Source organism: Vibrio sp. D173a, from assembly GCF_030248475.1.
This window is the reverse complement of the sequence record NZ_JAHGAH010000209.1, coordinates 1-16,121: the sequence shown is the minus strand read 5'-3', so window position 1 is coordinate 16,121 and position 16,121 is coordinate 1. Positions and strand designations below refer to the sequence as shown.

The 16,121-nt window shown below is 45.3% G+C and carries 15 protein-coding genes; 9 read left to right on the top strand and 6 right to left on the bottom strand.

Annotated features, from left to right (window positions below; translation table 11 throughout):
* From KIV40_RS19865 to KIV40_RS19845, 5 genes are all read left to right on the top strand, one after another.
* Nucleotides 1–401: hypothetical protein (locus KIV40_RS19865; protein ID WP_285350909.1), on the top strand; the 401-nt coding region annotated here is incomplete at its 5' end.
* A gap of 134 nt (nt 402–535) precedes the next feature.
* A complete protein-coding gene (locus KIV40_RS19860; RefSeq protein ID WP_285350907.1) occupies nt 536–1,924 on the top strand; it encodes a TolC family protein in 1,389 nt (462 codons plus the stop codon).
* A gap of 12 nt (nt 1,925–1,936) precedes the next feature.
* Nucleotides 1,937–3,643: an efflux RND transporter periplasmic adaptor subunit gene (locus KIV40_RS19855; protein ID WP_285350905.1), complete on the top strand. Its 1,707-nt coding sequence runs from the start codon at nt 1,937–1,939 to the stop codon at nt 3,641–3,643.
* Nucleotides 3,644–3,645: 2 nt separating this feature from the next.
* Nucleotides 3,646–6,825 (top strand): efflux RND transporter permease subunit, encoded by a 3,180-nt coding sequence (locus tag KIV40_RS19850; protein ID WP_285350903.1) that lies wholly within the window; start codon nt 3,646–3,648, stop codon nt 6,823–6,825.
* Between the two features lie 78 nt (nt 6,826–6,903).
* Nucleotides 6,904–7,470, top strand: a complete 567-nt coding sequence (locus KIV40_RS19845; protein ID WP_285350902.1) for a copper-binding protein — start codon at nt 6,904–6,906, stop codon at nt 7,468–7,470.
* 73 nt (nt 7,471–7,543) lie between these two features.
* On the opposite strand, the gene rhtB is transcribed toward KIV40_RS19845, so the two are convergent.
* On the bottom strand, nt 7,544–8,167 hold the full coding sequence (rhtB, locus tag KIV40_RS19840) for a homoserine/homoserine lactone efflux protein (protein ID WP_103414436.1): 624 nt from the start codon (nt 8,165–8,167) through the stop codon (nt 7,544–7,546).
* Between the two features lie 108 nt (nt 8,168–8,275).
* Between rhtB and KIV40_RS19835 the strand changes: the two genes are divergently transcribed.
* Nucleotides 8,276–9,154: a LysR family transcriptional regulator gene (locus tag KIV40_RS19835; protein WP_021018142.1), complete on the top strand. Its 879-nt coding sequence runs from the start codon at nt 8,276–8,278 to the stop codon at nt 9,152–9,154.
* Between the two features lie 449 nt (nt 9,155–9,603).
* Nucleotides 9,604–10,455, top strand: coding sequence for a CARB/PSE/RTG family carbenicillin-hydrolyzing class A beta-lactamase (gene blaCARB / locus KIV40_RS19830; RefSeq protein ID WP_285350898.1), 852 nt, complete (start codon nt 9,604–9,606; stop codon nt 10,453–10,455).
* A gap of 213 nt (nt 10,456–10,668) precedes the next feature.
* On the opposite strand, the gene KIV40_RS19825 is transcribed toward blaCARB, so the two are convergent.
* From KIV40_RS19825 to KIV40_RS19805, 5 genes are all read right to left on the bottom strand, one after another.
* Nucleotides 10,669–11,067: an NUDIX domain-containing protein gene (locus tag KIV40_RS19825; protein ID WP_038889712.1), complete on the bottom strand. Its 399-nt coding sequence runs from the start codon at nt 11,065–11,067 to the stop codon at nt 10,669–10,671.
* A 19-nt stretch (nt 11,068–11,086) separates the two neighbouring features.
* Nucleotides 11,087–11,602, bottom strand: a complete 516-nt coding sequence (locus KIV40_RS19820) for a GNAT family N-acetyltransferase (RefSeq protein WP_285350896.1) — start codon at nt 11,600–11,602, stop codon at nt 11,087–11,089.
* A 127-nt stretch (nt 11,603–11,729) separates the two neighbouring features.
* Nucleotides 11,730–12,092, bottom strand: coding sequence for a VOC family protein (locus KIV40_RS19815; protein WP_285350894.1), 363 nt, complete (start codon nt 12,090–12,092; stop codon nt 11,730–11,732).
* A 115-nt stretch (nt 12,093–12,207) separates the two neighbouring features.
* A complete protein-coding gene (locus KIV40_RS19810; protein WP_285350891.1) occupies nt 12,208–13,641 on the bottom strand; it encodes a cytochrome c peroxidase in 1,434 nt (477 codons plus the stop codon).
* 357 nt (nt 13,642–13,998) lie between these two features.
* Nucleotides 13,999–14,151 (bottom strand): hypothetical protein, encoded by a 153-nt coding sequence (locus KIV40_RS19805; RefSeq protein WP_005426336.1) that lies wholly within the window; start codon nt 14,149–14,151, stop codon nt 13,999–14,001.
* A gap of 762 nt (nt 14,152–14,913) precedes the next feature.
* On the opposite strand from KIV40_RS19805, the gene KIV40_RS19800 reads away from it, so the two are divergent.
* Both KIV40_RS19800 and KIV40_RS19795 read left to right on the top strand, forming a co-directional pair.
* Nucleotides 14,914–15,330 carry a CesT family type III secretion system chaperone gene (locus KIV40_RS19800; RefSeq protein ID WP_285350890.1) on the top strand — a complete coding sequence of 139 codons (417 nt, stop codon included), beginning with the start codon at nt 14,914–14,916 and terminating at the stop codon, nt 15,328–15,330.
* A gap of 268 nt (nt 15,331–15,598) precedes the next feature.
* Nucleotides 15,599–15,910 (top strand): hypothetical protein, encoded by a 312-nt coding sequence (locus KIV40_RS19795; RefSeq protein WP_285350888.1) that lies wholly within the window; start codon nt 15,599–15,601, stop codon nt 15,908–15,910.
* Nucleotides 15,911–16,121 lie beyond the last annotated feature (211 nt).

Below are 16,121 nucleotides of genomic sequence, written 5' to 3'. Positions count from 1 at the left end.
TCTTCACAACACTGGTACTTTTGGTATCGAGTGTGGCGAATAGTGAGCCGTTGATGAATATTCAAATGATGTCTACTGGCATGGCTCACCATCCTGCTATGATGAGTGATAACGAACACTGTGGCATGCCTGGCATGATGGACGTCTCCATGACAGACGTTTCTATGTCCGAAGCGTCCGTAGCAGAAAATGGTGGTGTAAGAGAAACCAGCATGAACTGTGGTGGAGGCTCCGGCATGGTTCATACCTGCTGTACTGCCGCATGTACGATAGTTTTCGTCCCCCTAGCGAACCCTATCAATAGCCCAATGCCAGTCGTCTATCGCGCAACTATTACTCCTGAAGTTGCTTCCCCAGTCGTACACGTCAGCCGCGACCTTTACCGACCTCCTATAGTTTAAGTCAGTCAAGCATTCGACCCTGCGTGTGTACCGCAGGTTGTTTTAATGCGCCTGAACGATGAGGTAACAAGGCTTTACTGTTCCCGCAATAAAATCCGCACCTCCATCGATCCGGCGAACACTGGATTTAGATTATGGATATCAAACCATACCGCTTAGCTGCACCTATTTTTATGGTGGCTCTGGTCGCTGCGCCAACCTTTGTTAACGCCGCAGGTAAAGAGACGCACGCAGCGCAAAATTCCGCATCAAGTGAGCGAGCTTCAACGACCAAGCTTGCCCAACTGATCAACGTCGCTTTGAGTAATGATGGCAATCGTAAGCAATACTCAGCGCAATCTGCTGCCATGCGTGAAACGGGCGTTGCAAGCTCTACCTTGATGGACCCAAAACTGAAAGTGGGTTTTGGTGGCTTGCCTGTCGACAGCTTCAAGTTCGATGAAGACCCAATGACCAACATCTCCGTTGGTTTAATGCAACAGTTTGAGCGTGGCTCTACGCTTGATTTACAGCAGAAGAAAGCCAATCAACAAGCCGACGGCCTTGGACTTCAAGTTCACGCTCGTGAACTTGAGGTGGCTAACAGCATGACTCAACTGTGGTTAGAGCTCGGTTATCAGCAACGTGCGGAGCAAATCATGCTTGAGAACCGCAAGTTGATGAAGGAGATGGAAAACTTTATTCAAACCAACTATTCGATTGGTAAGAGTGAAGCGCAAGACCTGCTCAACGCCCAACTTCAAGTCAGCAAGTTAGATGAGAAACTGCAAGCCAACGCACAAATGCAACGTCGTCTTATCTCTCAACTCTCCGAATGGTTGGGGTCAGATTGGTTGGCAAACGAACAGGCTCTGCACGCGAGCAATCAATTGAACTGGGACACGCTGAACAACAAACTTGCTTCCAGCATCGACTCCACCAAGCACTACCAGCAACTCAGCCAACACCCGATGGTTAAGATGGCCGACATCAGCATTTCTGCCAATAAAACTCAGGTAGAAATTGCTGAGCAAGCCTACAACCCGCAGTTTGGTGTGGAGGTAATGTATGCCTACCGTCAAGCTGACAACATGATGGGTGAGCCTGCCTCTGATTTGGTCAGTGCTTACCTCACAATGGACATTCCGTTGTTCACAGGGGACCGCCAAGACCGCAACCTTGCTGCGGCCCAGTACCAAGTTGGTGCTGCGCAATCACAAAAAGACACCTTACTAACGCAGATGAATGCCAAAGTGAACACTTTGCTGGTTGATCGAGGCAACTTAACCCAGCGTTTAGAACGTTATCAATCCACCTTATTGCCTCAAGCGAAAGCGCGCATTCAAGCCGTTGAGCGGGGTTATCAAAACAACACAGCGCAGTTTAACGATGTGATTTCTGCCACGACTGACGAGTTAGCACTGCAATTAGAGCAACAACGTCTGCTGACCGATCTCAACATCGCAAACAGCAATTTAGCCACCCTACTCGGTGGTTTCGACTATCAAGTCGAGCAGCCAGAACTGTCTGAATTTAAAAAATAATAGGGTAAAACAATGAAAACATTTAAGATTGCAACCATCGCGCTGATTGTTGGTGGTGCTTTAGGGTTTGGTGCTAATCATTTTATTACGGGCTCGGCTCACAACATGAGTGCGATGGGTGGCGAATCTGCTGCAAGCTCTAATGATCCGCTTTACTGGGTTGCCCCAATGGATCCGAACTACAAACGCGACAAGCCGGGCAAATCCCCAATGGGCATGGATTTAATTCCGGTTTACGCGGAAGATCTATCTGGTGAGAAAAGTGCACCGGGTACTATCGCTATCGACCCTTCCGTTGAAAACAACTTGGGTGTAAAGACAGCAAAAGTCACCTTGGAAAAACTGTCCCCACGTATCGAGACCGTTGGTTATATTACCTTTGATGAAAGCCATCTATGGCAAACAAACGTTCGTGTTGCGGGTTGGGTAGAGAAACTTTACATCAATGCTGTGGGTGAGAAGGTGAAGAAAGGCGATGTGCTTTTCACCCTGTATTCACCAGAGTTGGTTAAGGCACAAGAAGAATTGCTGAATGCGTACCGCACTGGTCGCAACGGTTTAGTGAAAGGTGCAACAGAGCGTTTAGTGACGCTTGGTGTAGACCGTGGTCAAATCAAATCCATCACACGTAGCGGAAAAGCCTCTCAAACCATTGAAATTAAAGCACCGGCTGACGGTGTCATTGCAAGCCTAAACGTGCGTGAAGGTGGCTATTTGTCCCCTGCTCAAGCGGTGATCAGTGCAGGTCCGTTGGACAATGTTTGGGTTGATGCGGAAGTCTTTGAGCGTCAAGCGCACTGGATGAAAGCGGGTTCTCAAGCCACGATGACCCTTGACGCGATTCCGGGCAATGAATGGCAAGGTGTCGTGGATTACGTGTACCCAATCCTCGATCCGAAAACACGTACGTTACGTGTGCGTCTTAAGTTCCCTAACCCAAATGGCGAATTAAAACCAAACATGTTTGCCAACATCGCGCTGCAACCAGTGACCGACGATGCCGTATTAACCATTCCTAAGTCCTCCGTCATTCGTTCCGGTGGTATGACTCGTGTAGTTCTGGCAGAAGGTGACGGAAAATACCGCTCAGCTCGAATTGAAGTCGGTCGTGAAGCCGGAGAGCAAATCGAGGTATTACAAGGTCTGAAGCAAGATGACAAGATAGTCACCTCTGCACACTTCATGCTCGATTCTGAATCTAGCCAATCTGCAGATCTATCTCGTATTAACGGTGTCGAACCAGAAGCAGAAACGACATGGGCAAAAGGTGAAATCACCGATGTAATGGAAGATCACCGTATGCTCACCATCAACCACCAGCCGGTACCAGAGTGGGATTGGCCTGGCATGGTGATGAACTTCACCTTCGCTGATAGCGTTGATATGGGTGACTTGAAAAAAGGCCAAGCCATTGAATTTGAAATGCAAAAGACAGAATCTGGCCAGTACCAAATCATCGACTACAAGGCAGATGAAAGCGTCATTGCAGCAGAAGTTTGGCTAACTGGTGACATCACGATGCTGATGGCTGATTTTGGCATGATCACTTTAAATCACCTGCCAGTAGCTGAATGGAACTGGGATGCAGGCGAGATGAACTTCTCTGTCGGTGAAGAGGTGGATTTATCCGGTTTTGAAGAAGGACAAAAGGTTCGATTTCTAGTTGAAAAACAAGGGGCTGACTATGTTCTTAAACAGCTAGAGGCGGTTGAGGGGTAATTATGATCAGTGCAATTATTCGTTGGTCGCTCAACAACCGCTTCTTAGTGTTGATCGCCACTCTAGCGCTCGTGCTGGGTGGACTTTACAGTGTAAAGAATACGCCTGTTGACGCCATTCCGGATCTTTCTGATGTGCAAGTGATCATCAAGACAAGCTATCCGGGCCAAGCTCCTCAAGTTGTCGAGGATCAAGTCACTTACCCGCTCACCACCGCCATGCTTGCCGTGCCGGGTGCTGAGACAGTTCGTGGCTACTCTTTCTTTGGTGACTCTTACGTTTATATCATTTTCAACGATGATACCGACATGTACTGGGCACGTTCACGCGTGTTGGAGTACTTAAGCCAAGTAGCACCAAAGCTACCACCAAACGCAAAACCGACGTTAGGTCCTGATGCGACTGGCGTAGGCTGGGTTTACAGCTACGTATTACAAGACAAAACCGGTAAGCACGATTTGGCCGAACTTCGCAGCCTGCAAGACTGGTTCTTGAAGTACGAAATGCAGACGGTTGATGGCGTCTCAGAAGTCGCGACCGTTGGCGGTATGGTTAAGCAGTACCAAGTACAAATTGATCCTGCCAAGCTCCGTGCGTACAACCTCACTTTGCAGCAAGTGAACATGGCAATCCAAAATGGTAACCAAGAAACCGGCGCGTCCGTTATTGAAGTCGCAGAAGCTGAACACATGGTTCGTACCACGGGTTACCTAACCAGCATTGAAGACATCAAATCACTGCCTCTAAAAGTCACGGAGAAAGGCACGCCGTTGCTACTAGGCGACATCGCTGACATTAACCTTGGTCCACAAATGCGCCGTGGTATCTCAGAGCTGAATGGCGAAGGGGAAGCCGTTGGTGGCGTTATCGTAATGCGCTTTGGCGAGAACGCCAGTGAAGTCATTGCGAAAGTCAAAGACAAGCTTGCAGACCTACAGCGCGGCCTACCAGAAGATGTTGAAATTGTTGCGACTTACGACCGTTCGACTCTGATTGATGCAGCAGTAGAAAACCTATGGCAGAAACTCGCAGAAGAGTTCATTGTGGTTGCGATTGTGTGTGCGTTGTTCCTATTCCACATTCGTTCTTCGTTGGTTATCGCTCTGAGCCTACCGGTTGGCATTCTCACTGCATTTATCGTGATGCATTGGCAAGGCATTAATGCCAACATCATGTCCCTTGGTGGTATTGCGATAGCCATCGGCGCCATGGTGGATGGTGCAATCGTTATGATCGAAAACGTTCACAAGCACATTGAACGAACGCCACTGACCGATAAAAACCGATGGCAAGTTATCAGTAAGGCGGCCGAAGAAGTCGGCGCTCCGCTGTTCTTCTCATTGCTGATCATTACTCTAAGCTTCGTGCCTGTGTTCGCCTTAGAAGGTCAGGAAGGCAAGATGTTCTCGCCACTTGCCTTCACTAAGACGTACGCCATGGCAGCGGCAGCAGGTTTGGCAATCACACTCGTCCCTGTACTTATGGGCTACTTCATTCGCGGTAAGGTATTGCCGGAGCACAAAAACCCGGTTAACCGCGGCTTGGTCGCGTTGTACCGTCCGCTGTTGAACACCAGCTTAAAATACCCTAAGACCATGATTGTTATTGCATTAGGTCTAATGGCGTCAGCTTATTACCCAACCAGTAAGCTGGGTAGCGAGTTCATCCCACCGCTGGATGAAGGCGACTTGATGTACATGCCAACAACCTATCCGGGTATCTCGATTGGTAAGGCTCGTGAGCTGCTACAGCAAACCAATAAGCTGATCAAAACCGTCCCAGAAGTACAGACGGTATGGGGCAAGATTGGTCGAGCTGAGACCGCAACCGATCCAGCGCCACTCACCATGATTGAAACCGTGATTCAGTTGAAGCCACGTGATCAATGGCGTGAAGGGGTGACGACAGAATCACTGCGTAAAGAGTTCGATGATCTAGTGCAATTCCCAGGATTAACCAACGCTTGGGTAATGCCAATCAAAACGCGTATCGACATGCTGGCAACGGGCATCAAAACCCCTATCGGCATTAAGATCGCCGGTCCCGATCTGAAAGTGATTGAGAAGATCGGTTCTCAGTTGGAGCCAATTCTTAACGGCGTACAAGGCACAGCATCGGTTTATGCAGAACGTGTAGCAGGAGGTCGCTATGTCACGATCGACATTAAACGTCGTGCCGCAGCACGTTACGGCTTGAGCATCAAAGACGTTCAGCAAGTGATCTCCACTGCGGTGGGCGGCATGAATGTGGGTGAAACCATCGAAGGCTTAGAGCGTTACCCAATCAATGTTCGTTACCCACAAGACTACCGTGACTCGGTGGTAAAACTGCAAAACCTGCCGTTAGTCACTCCAAATGGCGCTCGTATTGCGCTGGCTGATGTAGCGGACATTCGCTATGAAGACGGCCCTCCGATGATCAAGACAGAAAACGCACGCCCGAACGGCTGGGTATTTGTCGACATCGATGGTCGTGACCTTGGATCTTACGTCGTAGAAGCGCAACAGGTTGTTGCTGATCAATTGGAGCTTCCTGCGGGTTACTCGCTGGCTTGGTCTGGTCAATACGAATACATGGAACGTGCGAAAGACCGCTTGAGTGTCGTGGTACCAATCACAATCGCCATCATTATGCTGCTGCTTTACTTCAGCTTCCGTCGTGTCGGCGAAGTGATGATCATCATGCTTACCCTGCCGCTCGCTATGGTCGGTGGTTTGTGGCTCATGCATATCCTCAACTACAACTTCTCGATTGCCGTTGGGGTCGGCTTTATTGCCCTAGCAGGTGTCGCGGTTGAAATTGGAGTCATCATGCTCGTCTACCTTAACCAAGCGTGGCACTACAAAAAGCTGGATGCAGAAGAGAGCAAGCAAAAGCTTGAGGCGAAAGACCTAACCGATGCCATTCGTGAAGGTGCAGGCTTACGTGTTCGCCCAGTAATGATGACGGTACTAACGGTCATTATTGGCCTTATTCCAATCATGTACGGCGAAGGTACAGGGTCAGAAGTAATGCAACGTATCGCTGCACCAATGATTGGTGGTATGGCATCAGCACTACTACTGACGCTATTAGTACTGCCAGCCATCTTCAAGCTGTGGAAACAACGTGAGTTGTGCCAAAGCAATGCGACTAATCATCAAGCTAGCACACAAGCTAGTGATGTAAACAACAACGCTTAATCCCAACTTTCCCCTCAAACGTTCAGTCTTGAGGGGAAACAACCACGTTACTAATGAATTAAAACAAGGATATAAAAGATGAAAAAGACACTAATCACTCTTGCTCTAGCCTTAACAACAACGACTGTTTTTGCACAAATGGATCATTCAAACATGGATCATGGCGATATGGATCATAGCAATATGAAGCATGAAAACATGGACCACGGCAGCATGAAGATGGCTCACAGCAAAATGGACCACTCCAACATGATGGATATGCCGGGTATGTCAGCAGTTGGTATGCCAGCAAAAGGGGCAAAGCCAGACAAAGTGGTACACGTTATCTTGGGTGATGACATGACCATCAAGTTCAAGAAAGACGTTAAGATTGAGCCAAACGATGTGGTGCAGTTTGTTGTGATGAACACAGGTAAAATCAATCACGAATTCACCATCGGATCGACAAAAGAACAGCTAGAACATCGTGAAATGATGAAGAACATGAGCGGCGACCACATGCACGATTCAGGCAACGCAGTCACGGTTGAGCCGGGTAAAGCCAAGCAATTACTGTGGCACTTCCACGGAGACAACAAGGTCGAGTTCGCTTGTAACATTCCAGGTCACGCAGAAGCGGGAATGGTTAAAAAGATTGAACTGTAAATAAGAGCCTATAAAAACGAAGGAGCTGACAGTTCAGCTCCTTTTTTAAACAGTATAAATCCCGCACCTGATACTAGCTTCTGCTGCCAAAGGCCAGTAGAGTACCTGCCCCAACAAACATACTGCCAAAAATTCGATTCAATATGACGGCATTTTTCGGCTCTTGAACTGACTTGGCAATACGACTAGCAACCAATGAATAGCCAAACATCACAGTTCCATCAATGAGAATCAAGGTCGTACCTAATATCAGTAATTGCTCGTGATAAGAGTATGTAGGAACAATAAACTGCGGTAACAGTGCAATCAAAAAAACGATACTTTTTGGGTTAGTAATGTTGACCAATATCGATTGAAAAAACAATTTAGAAGAGCTTTGTGTATTTATCGATTCTGCTTTATCAGCAAGCTCTGGCAGCTCTTTAAACTTTTTGATACCTAAATAAATCAGATAACCTACCCCAACCCACTTTATCAACGAAAATAACACTTCTGATTTGACTAATAACGCCCCAAGCCCCATACCAACAACTGTGATATTAAATACGTTCCCACACTGCAGGCCTAAATTCGCTATCAAACTCGTTTTTAGGCCATATTTCATCGCAATAGACATACTATTTATGGCACCCGCTCCGGGGGAAATAGCAAGCATCAGACAAGCGATAAAAAAAGCAATCCAAAGGTTATAATCCATAGTAAAACTCCATAATCTGTAAAACGAACAATGCGAGCTGTCAGTATGTTAAAATCACACATAGAAAAGAAAAACTATGTTTTAGCATGTTCATTCGTAAGGAAAACTATGGATACTCGGTTCTTGGAAAGCTTAATTTCAGTGGTGGAAGAAGGTTCTATAGCAAGTGCTGCACGATCTCAAATGATCACACCAGCCGCAGTAAGCCAAAGAATCCAAGCACTTGAAGCAGAGTTTAAATGCAAATTGTTCAGCCGAGCTGGTAGTACAGTCCAACCAACTGACGCTTGTTTAGCACTGTTACCGAAAGTTAAACGTCTATTACAGGATGTTCGAATACTGGTTGATTCTGTACAAGATTCAGGTCTGAGTGGCACGTTGCGTGTGGGTGCAAACTCTACGTCCTTAACTGCTTTTATCCCTGGAGCACTAAAGTCCATTCGTCTAGCTGCTCCGAACGCAACATTCCAAGTGATTCCTGGAAATTCGATTGATTTATACCGTGATTTACAAGAGGGATTACTTGATGCAGCGATCATGGTAGAACCACCGACCAGCTTACCCAAATCATTACGTTCTTTGCCTTTGAGAACAGAACCATTAGTTCTAATACATCACCCAAAATACAAAGGCTCTCCTATGTCGATCTTACAAGCATCTTCTTACATTCGTTATGATCCTACGTGCTGGGGAGGGCAAATCGCCGAAAAGTACATGATCCACAACCGCATTAAAAAGGCGCCTATTTTCGATTTAGACTCTCTCGAAGCGATCGCACAATTGGTTAGTGAGGATGTGGGTGTATCATTCGTTCCTATGTGGGCTGGTCTGGAACATTTCTCTAATAAGATCAGTATCACACAGGTTGATAACGACCAACACAATACCGAAATCGTTCTTGTCAGTGCCTTTCATCCACGACAACCCAAGTTGCTAGGGCTCTTCTATGAACACCTACTTAAGCTAGAGTCTGTCAACGCGGCTTAAGATTCGGAAGTAATAGGTAAGAATAGGATATCAATGAAATCGCGAGGATGTTGAAGAACAAAAATTGGCGAACTGAGCTGTACCTCTACACCTCATAAAGGAACCCTTTATCACAATAAGACCAAGTAGACATTGAGGCTTTACCAAATGAAAAGCTGATACGCGTTTCAATGGCAGCTATTGATGAAGCGATATACTACCAAATGGATAAACAACTCGTTTTTGCCAAAACGCTCAACCTCACTGACCATCTCGATTTTTGATACCAAAGCCATTACGTGCCCACAAAGCAACGTCAATCAGCGTAAAAACGGGGAAAGCTTGGTGTATGAAAAGATTCCTACAGAAAAAAGACAATAATCTAACAGTCATTAGAGTATTAACTCGCTATAGTTCGACTACATTCGCCTGAGTGTGAACCGAAATAAATAACACTAAGAAAATCAATAATGAAAAAGCTATTTCTGCTACTTGGACTGTTAGCCTGTTCAAATGCAACGTACGCCGCCAAACTTAATGAAGACATCTCCGCGATTGAAGAGCATATTTCGGGTCGAATCGGTGTGTCTGTCTGGGATACTCAAACCGATGAACATTGGGACTATAGAGGCGACGAGCGCTTCCCGATGATGAGCACATTCAAAACGCTTGCATGTGCAACGATGCTTAGTGACATGGATGATGAAAAGCTCGATAAAAACGCCACTGCCAAAGTAGAAGAGCGCAATATGGTGGTTTGGTCACCAGTAATGGATCGTATGGCAGGTCAAACAACGCGTATTGAACATGCTTGTGAAGCCGCAATGCTGATGAGCGACAATACCGCAGCCAACATTGTTTTGCGTAGCATTGGGGGTCCACGCGGTGTCACTACGTTCTTGCGTTCTATCGGTGATAAAGCAACGCGCCTTGACCGTTTTGAACCAAGACTGAACGAGGCGAACCCGGGCGACAAGCGAGACACCACAACACCTAATGCCATGGTAAATACACTGCATACGTTGTTAGAAGGTGATGCGCTATCCTACGAATCACGCATTCAATTAAAAATCTGGATGCAGGATAACAAAGTCTCTGATTCTTTGATGCGCTCTGTGTTACCAAAGGGTTGGTCGATTGCCGTTCGTTCTGGCGCAGGGGGCTTTGGGTCACGCGGCATCACAGCAATGATCTGGAAAGAGAATCATAAACCGGTCTACATCAGCATTTACATTACTGAAACCGATTTATCCTTGCAGGCGCGCGATCAGGTTATCGCTCAAGTGAGCCAGTTAATACTGGACGAGTACAATACTATTTAGCACTCGCTAAATACTAAAAAACGGAGCTTTCGAGCTCCGTTTTTTATTGCAGGTAACCTTACCAATAAGCAGGACTATCCAAACCTTTCACGCAAGAGGATGTCCCTTGGATTGGCGTCAGCTCACCAACAAGTGATTGTGCTAACCAACCATGTGGAAAGCTTAAAGTATGATCGGCATTGTGGGCGTTTTTATTCTGGCCGAGATTTAGCGTTATTTTACTAATCCTTGCTCAACCAAGCGTGGGAAGACCTCATTGCGGAAAATTGTGCTTATCGCGATGTCATCCACGTTTGAAGAATCTACCCATTGGCATTCTTCAATTTCGTTGCTGGCAACCACCTCGCCCGAATAATCATTTACGAAGAACACATCCATAACCAAAGTAATGCCGTCTTTATCGTGTGCAGGCGCCTCAAAGCGACCAAACAACGTTAAGGCATCTTCCGCCACGACAATGCTTACTTCTTCTTGCAGTTCGCGACATAACGCTTGCTCTGGTGTTTCACCACTATCCAGTTTTCCGCCCGGCGCATAGAAGGTGTCTTTGCCTTTTGATCGCAGCACTAACAACGCGCCGTCTTTAATGATGATACCTGCTGACTTATGCATTTTGCTTTCCTTCTAAGCGTTAGAGAAATTTCTCGATCATGACTTCATTGATGTAGTGGCCGTTAACCTTTGCGTGCTTCTTAGCGGTACCAACCACTTCAAAGCCATGTTTTAGATACGTTGCGAGCGCGTTAGGGTTGTCCTCTCGGACATAAGCAAACAACTTTTCATAGCCTTTGGACTTCGCATCAGCAAAGGTGGCGGTGAACAACGCTGACGCGACACCTTGTCGACGGCACTTGGCATCGACGAACGTACCGATAATACCCACATGTGCGAATGCCTTGGTATAACTGGCGAAAGGCTCTACGTTTTGGAAACCGAGCACGGCACTGTCTTCCTCGTTCCCTTCTTTTACATTCAATGCCACATTGAACACGCCCGTTTCAGGAAAACTTTCAATGAAGCCTTCTTCCTCTTCTGGGGTAAAGGTCGTATCAAGAATCGTGTATAAGCCCTCTTCTATGATGGGATTGAGAACTTCGGTAATGCCTTGATCGTGCTGTTTTTGTGCCTTTATGACGACAACTTTCATAGTGTTTTTCGTTCTTTTTATAGGGATGAAATAGGAGCTCGATTATCTTCTATCTTGATCGTAAAACCAATGACCTAACGATCGTTCGATCAGTAAATACCCACTGGATAATCCTATAATTAACGCCCTATAAATAAACCACCGCTTCGATGTTGTTGCCATCAGGATCATGAAGAAAAGCTGCGTAGTAATTTGGCGCATAGTGTTCACGCAAGCCAGGCTCACCATGACAAGTAAAACCAGCCTCAATACCTGCTTTATGAAAGGCCTCGACGGACGCTTTATCATTCGCTTTAAACGCAATGTGGCAAGGGGCACTTTGAGCCCCCTTTTCTATCAGGAAGCGCGTATTGGGTTCACCAACTAATCCAAAGCCTGCCGCTGCTTCGTCCGACCATTTTAACTCTATGCCCAAAGGGGTAAGCACCTTGGAGTAAAAACCGACACCGGCGTTAACATCCACAACCTTAATTTCAAAATGATCAATCATAACTATCCCTATTTGATTGAATTTCTTCCATAAAAAAGACCACCTTAGTCAAAGGTGGTCTCGATTGCGACGTCTATCGTTTTAGCGATAACAAACTTGTCGGTGACGCCTCAGCTTAACTTAAAGGACGGCCTTCATAATCACCCGTCAGTGTTTTCAAGAACGCTTTGATGGCATCCACTTCTTCATCCGACATTTCCACTCCGACTTGGTATTTACCCATGTCGTAGATGGCTTTTTCTAGCCTATCAGCATGGCCATCATGGAAGTATGGCGGTGTCAGTTCAATGTTGCGCAAGGTTGGCACTTTGAACTTATGTTTGTCTTCTGTGTTACCAGTGAAGTTGTAACGACCAAGGTCTGCATCCGTCATGTCGGTACCACGGTCCGCAAAGTAATCCGCTTTCATGCCCATGGTTTCAAACGTTTCACCACCCATCGCTTCACCCGCGTGACAGGTTTGACAATCGTACTTCTTGAACAGCATCAAACCGTATTTCTCGTGCGAGTCCAGCGCCTTTGTATCACCCATCATGTATTGGTCGAAGCGGCTGTTTGGTGTAGTTAGGGTTTTCTCAAATTCGGCAATCGCATCCGTAATGTTGTTGCCATTAATCTCACCTGAGTAAACCTTTTGGAACATCGCCACCATGTCTGGGTCTTGGCTTAACTTATCGACGATTTCATCCCAATCCATAGAGCCCATTTCAATCGGGTTAAACGGAGGACCACCCGCTTGATCTTGCAGATCCGCAGCACGACCATCCCAGAATTGCAGCTTGTTGTACACAGCATTAAAAACGGTTGGCGCGTTGATGCCACCCACTTGGTCATGAATGCCAACAGACGTTACGAGTCGGTCCACGCCGCCTGTATCAAGGCTGTGGCATGATGCACATGAGACAGTATTGTCGCCTGAAAGTCGTGTGTCGTGGTAAAGCACCTTACCCAGTTCAGCCTTGTCTGCGTCGGTTTCAAACGTAGTGTAAATTGGTTGTAGAACTTTGGTTTTACGTTCTTCAGATACCGGTGATTGTGCGTGGCGCTCAGCACGCTTTTCACGAATCCATTTCAATAGCGTGTGTTTTTCATCTTTCGACATACTTGCAGACCAGTGCATGGTCAGGTAAATCGCTGGCGGCATAGAATCGTCGTAGAGCACCTTCTCAAGACGAGCCAAAGCCACTTCAGAAACTGGGTCGTTCTGCTTCACGTCATCCAGCAAGTTTGTCATGTCAAAGTGACGCATGGCCACTTTCACATCCGCTTCCATAATTTGTTTTGCCACTGGCATTTCAGAATAGAAAGGCATTTCACTGCTCGGTGTATGGCAGTAGCCACAACCTTTATCCGCCAATACCTTCATCGCTTGATAATCCAATGTCGATTGATCTAACGAACTAAATTGCGTCAGATTTTGTTGAGCCACTTTTTTATCGTCTTGGTTCACCATATAGACAGTACCGAAGTACGCCACCAAGCCAACCCCTACAACCCCTACAATCCCTACAATCCCTACAATCCCTAGCGTTATTTTCTTTTTATTCATCACTGTTCCCCTAAATCAGTTGGGGCGAAAGTTATTGAAATGGCGATATTTTTAAAAATGGGAAAAAGGAATTGATATTAATCGAATATTTAGATGAGCAACGAATTTAACATCTAAAGCTTGTAAAAACAGACACTTGGGGGAGCAAGTTAAAAATACAACATAAAAACAAAAACTTAAAAGCGTAACTTTTATTGATATGAGTCAAAAATGACGAGAGCACCAATATATTAACCAAACATATTAAATTCGATTAAAAATAATTTAGAACGAAATAAAGTAGGAATTTAGGAAGGAATTATAGGCATAAAAAAAGGCAGCTCGTGAGCTACCTTTTTTGTAAGTCAGCAAATTAAATTATGCTTTCTTAACATCTTTAGCTGGGTAAGTCAGAGTTGCTTCACCAGCTTGAACGCGTACGTAGAAACCGCCGCTGCTCAGACCTGTAACAACCATTTCACCTAGATCGATACCTTTAGTAGCTACTACTACGTCACCGATTGAAAACATATTTAATACCTTGTTTATGTAGATTATGACCTTAAGTCGTTGGCGGTATTTAATCTGAAATCGCACCCTTAACCTAATCAGGTTTTTTGTCGTTATGATTAACTTTTGTTGTCGCCGTAAGCCTTGTTTTTAAAGGCGTTACAGGGCTATGACGAAGATCGCTTTTACGAGCATAAACTTACTCGGAGTTCAGCTCATGAAGTAGTCTAACCATATTGAGAGTGGTAATTGCTTATACTGAACTGCTAGCAAAGCCATTCCTACAAAGAGACTTCGCACTTCTGAATCAGTGGCTATTTAAAATACTTTTTAATCGATTAACGCGCAAAGGCCATGACTAGTCAAAGTACTCAGACATCCTATATCAAAAAAGCCACTTCACAGGACAAAGCTTTAAGGAACTCATCTTCTCACCTAAATTTCTTGACCAAAAAATTATTCATATCACTCGGATTTGGATGTAAAGGGCGGAGGAAGAGTCACTCACGCCCCTGACACTCAATAATTTATTATTACTTTATAAATAAGCCTTTACATCCGAAACTAACGTTCTCTATGATTTTTCTAAAAATTTTATCTAATGATGCAAAGTTAAAATTAATAATTTTTGCTTTCAAATTAAAAACAAACCAATTGATATTATTGACAATTAAATATACCAAAAAATCAGACAAAAACATAAAAAACAAGTCCGTAAGTGACATTTATTTCTTCTTTTTCTATATACGATTAAATTATTTTAAAGGAAAAGGGAGCTAAGTTATGGATTCACTTTTGAATGCTGTAGCATTATTTTGTGAAAAAGTCGGTCTACCCCACCCGACAGAGGAAAAAGATGTTTTTACATTCACTATTGAAGAGCAAGAAATCAACATTACTCAACTCCCAGCTGGTCATTTATTGATGTTTAGCACTCTGCCTGAGCACTATATTGAGAACTACCATCAAATAGAGATATACAGTGACAACTTATACAAACCATCAATTGGTTGGTCACAAGACACTTATGCATGGGTGATGTGGAATCGACAACCCTTCGAACATTTGGATATAAATACAATCTATCAACAGGCATTCAGCCTCAGTGAGGGCTACGCCCAGGCTTCAATAAAGGCAACACGAGAACCAGTGCCTGAGCCACAAATGGATAACTTGTTTTCAACAGCGATCAAAGCTTAGAGTAAAGGTGGTCAACAATGCCGTTAAATATCAATTCTAATGTAGTAAGTAAAAGTAACATTCAGCACGAAACAACCACGCAAACAGAAGCAAAAATCGGTGATAAGTCAGTAAAAGCCTCGGAAACTTCATCAAACGCGACTCTCCTAGCTAGATCTCAGGATTTACCTATAATGTCGCAGAAAGAGCTCCGACGAACGCAAAACACGATTTAGTCAGCGATTTAGTGAGTTTGGTTGAAGCAGGCCGAGGAGGAGAAAGAGCTCTCATGAACTCAGCATTTGAGAATACATTTGAGAAGCTTGGTGTGCTTATGATTAAAGTAGAGGCGGACGAGAACCTGAAAGACATCTTAGCGAATTCTAAAGGCTTTTCACGTAAACCCTCTGGAGGAATTACTGGAACTGACATAGATAACAAAAACCTTTATCAGTTTCTGAAGGCACACACATCAAGAGACTCTGCTGATAGTGAAACCTTCTGCCTACAAAGTATGGTAAAAGACGTCAAAAGTTGGACAATGCAGGCCATTGATAAGCAAGATAACAGCTTTAACAGCATCCAAAAAAAAAGCGTTTAAGGAGAGGCTTGAAAAAGCCAATGAAGTTGGAGCTGACGAATATCGTAAGAATCCCGCGATGCGAGAACCAGAAACAGTCGAGGAAGCAGCTCAATACCTGTACTTCGCGGCAGGTCTCTTCGGGAGTGAAAAAGATTGGTTGGAACGTATGCGCCCCATGAACCCACGGGGCGGTGTTGTTAATGTTTGAAGTTCCAAGGTAGGAGCGCAT

What these genes read in the sequence shown, in the direction of transcription:
- KIV40_RS19860 (WP_285350907.1), top strand. Translation starts at nt 536, where the DNA reads ATGGATATCAAACCATACCGCTTAGCTGCACCTATTTTTATGGTGGCT.
- KIV40_RS19855 (WP_285350905.1), top strand. Translation starts at nt 1,937, where the DNA reads ATGAAAACATTTAAGATTGCAACCATCGCGCTGATTGTTGGTGGTGCT.
- KIV40_RS19850 (WP_285350903.1), top strand. Translation starts at nt 3,646, where the DNA reads ATGATCAGTGCAATTATTCGTTGGTCGCTCAACAACCGCTTCTTAGTG.
- KIV40_RS19845 (WP_285350902.1), top strand. Translation starts at nt 6,904, where the DNA reads ATGAAAAAGACACTAATCACTCTTGCTCTAGCCTTAACAACAACGACT.
- rhtB (WP_103414436.1), bottom strand. Translation starts at nt 8,167, where the DNA reads ATGGATTATAACCTTTGGATTGCTTTTTTTATCGCTTGTCTGATGCTT.
- KIV40_RS19835 (WP_021018142.1), top strand. Translation starts at nt 8,276, where the DNA reads ATGGATACTCGGTTCTTGGAAAGCTTAATTTCAGTGGTGGAAGAAGGT.
- blaCARB (WP_285350898.1), top strand. Translation starts at nt 9,604, where the DNA reads ATGAAAAAGCTATTTCTGCTACTTGGACTGTTAGCCTGTTCAAATGCA.
- KIV40_RS19825 (WP_038889712.1), bottom strand. Translation starts at nt 11,067, where the DNA reads ATGCATAAGTCAGCAGGTATCATCATTAAAGACGGCGCGTTGTTAGTG.
- KIV40_RS19820 (WP_285350896.1), bottom strand. Translation starts at nt 11,602, where the DNA reads ATGAAAGTTGTCGTCATAAAGGCACAAAAACAGCACGATCAAGGCATT.
- KIV40_RS19815 (WP_285350894.1), bottom strand. Translation starts at nt 12,092, where the DNA reads ATGATTGATCATTTTGAAATTAAGGTTGTGGATGTTAACGCCGGTGTC.
- KIV40_RS19810 (WP_285350891.1), bottom strand. Translation starts at nt 13,641, where the DNA reads ATGAATAAAAAGAAAATAACGCTAGGGATTGTAGGGATTGTAGGGATT.
- KIV40_RS19805 (WP_005426336.1), bottom strand. Translation starts at nt 14,151, where the DNA reads ATGTTTTCAATCGGTGACGTAGTAGTAGCTACTAAAGGTATCGATCTA.
- KIV40_RS19800 (WP_285350890.1), top strand. Translation starts at nt 14,914, where the DNA reads ATGGATTCACTTTTGAATGCTGTAGCATTATTTTGTGAAAAAGTCGGT.
- KIV40_RS19795 (WP_285350888.1), top strand. Translation starts at nt 15,599, where the DNA reads ATGAACTCAGCATTTGAGAATACATTTGAGAAGCTTGGTGTGCTTATG.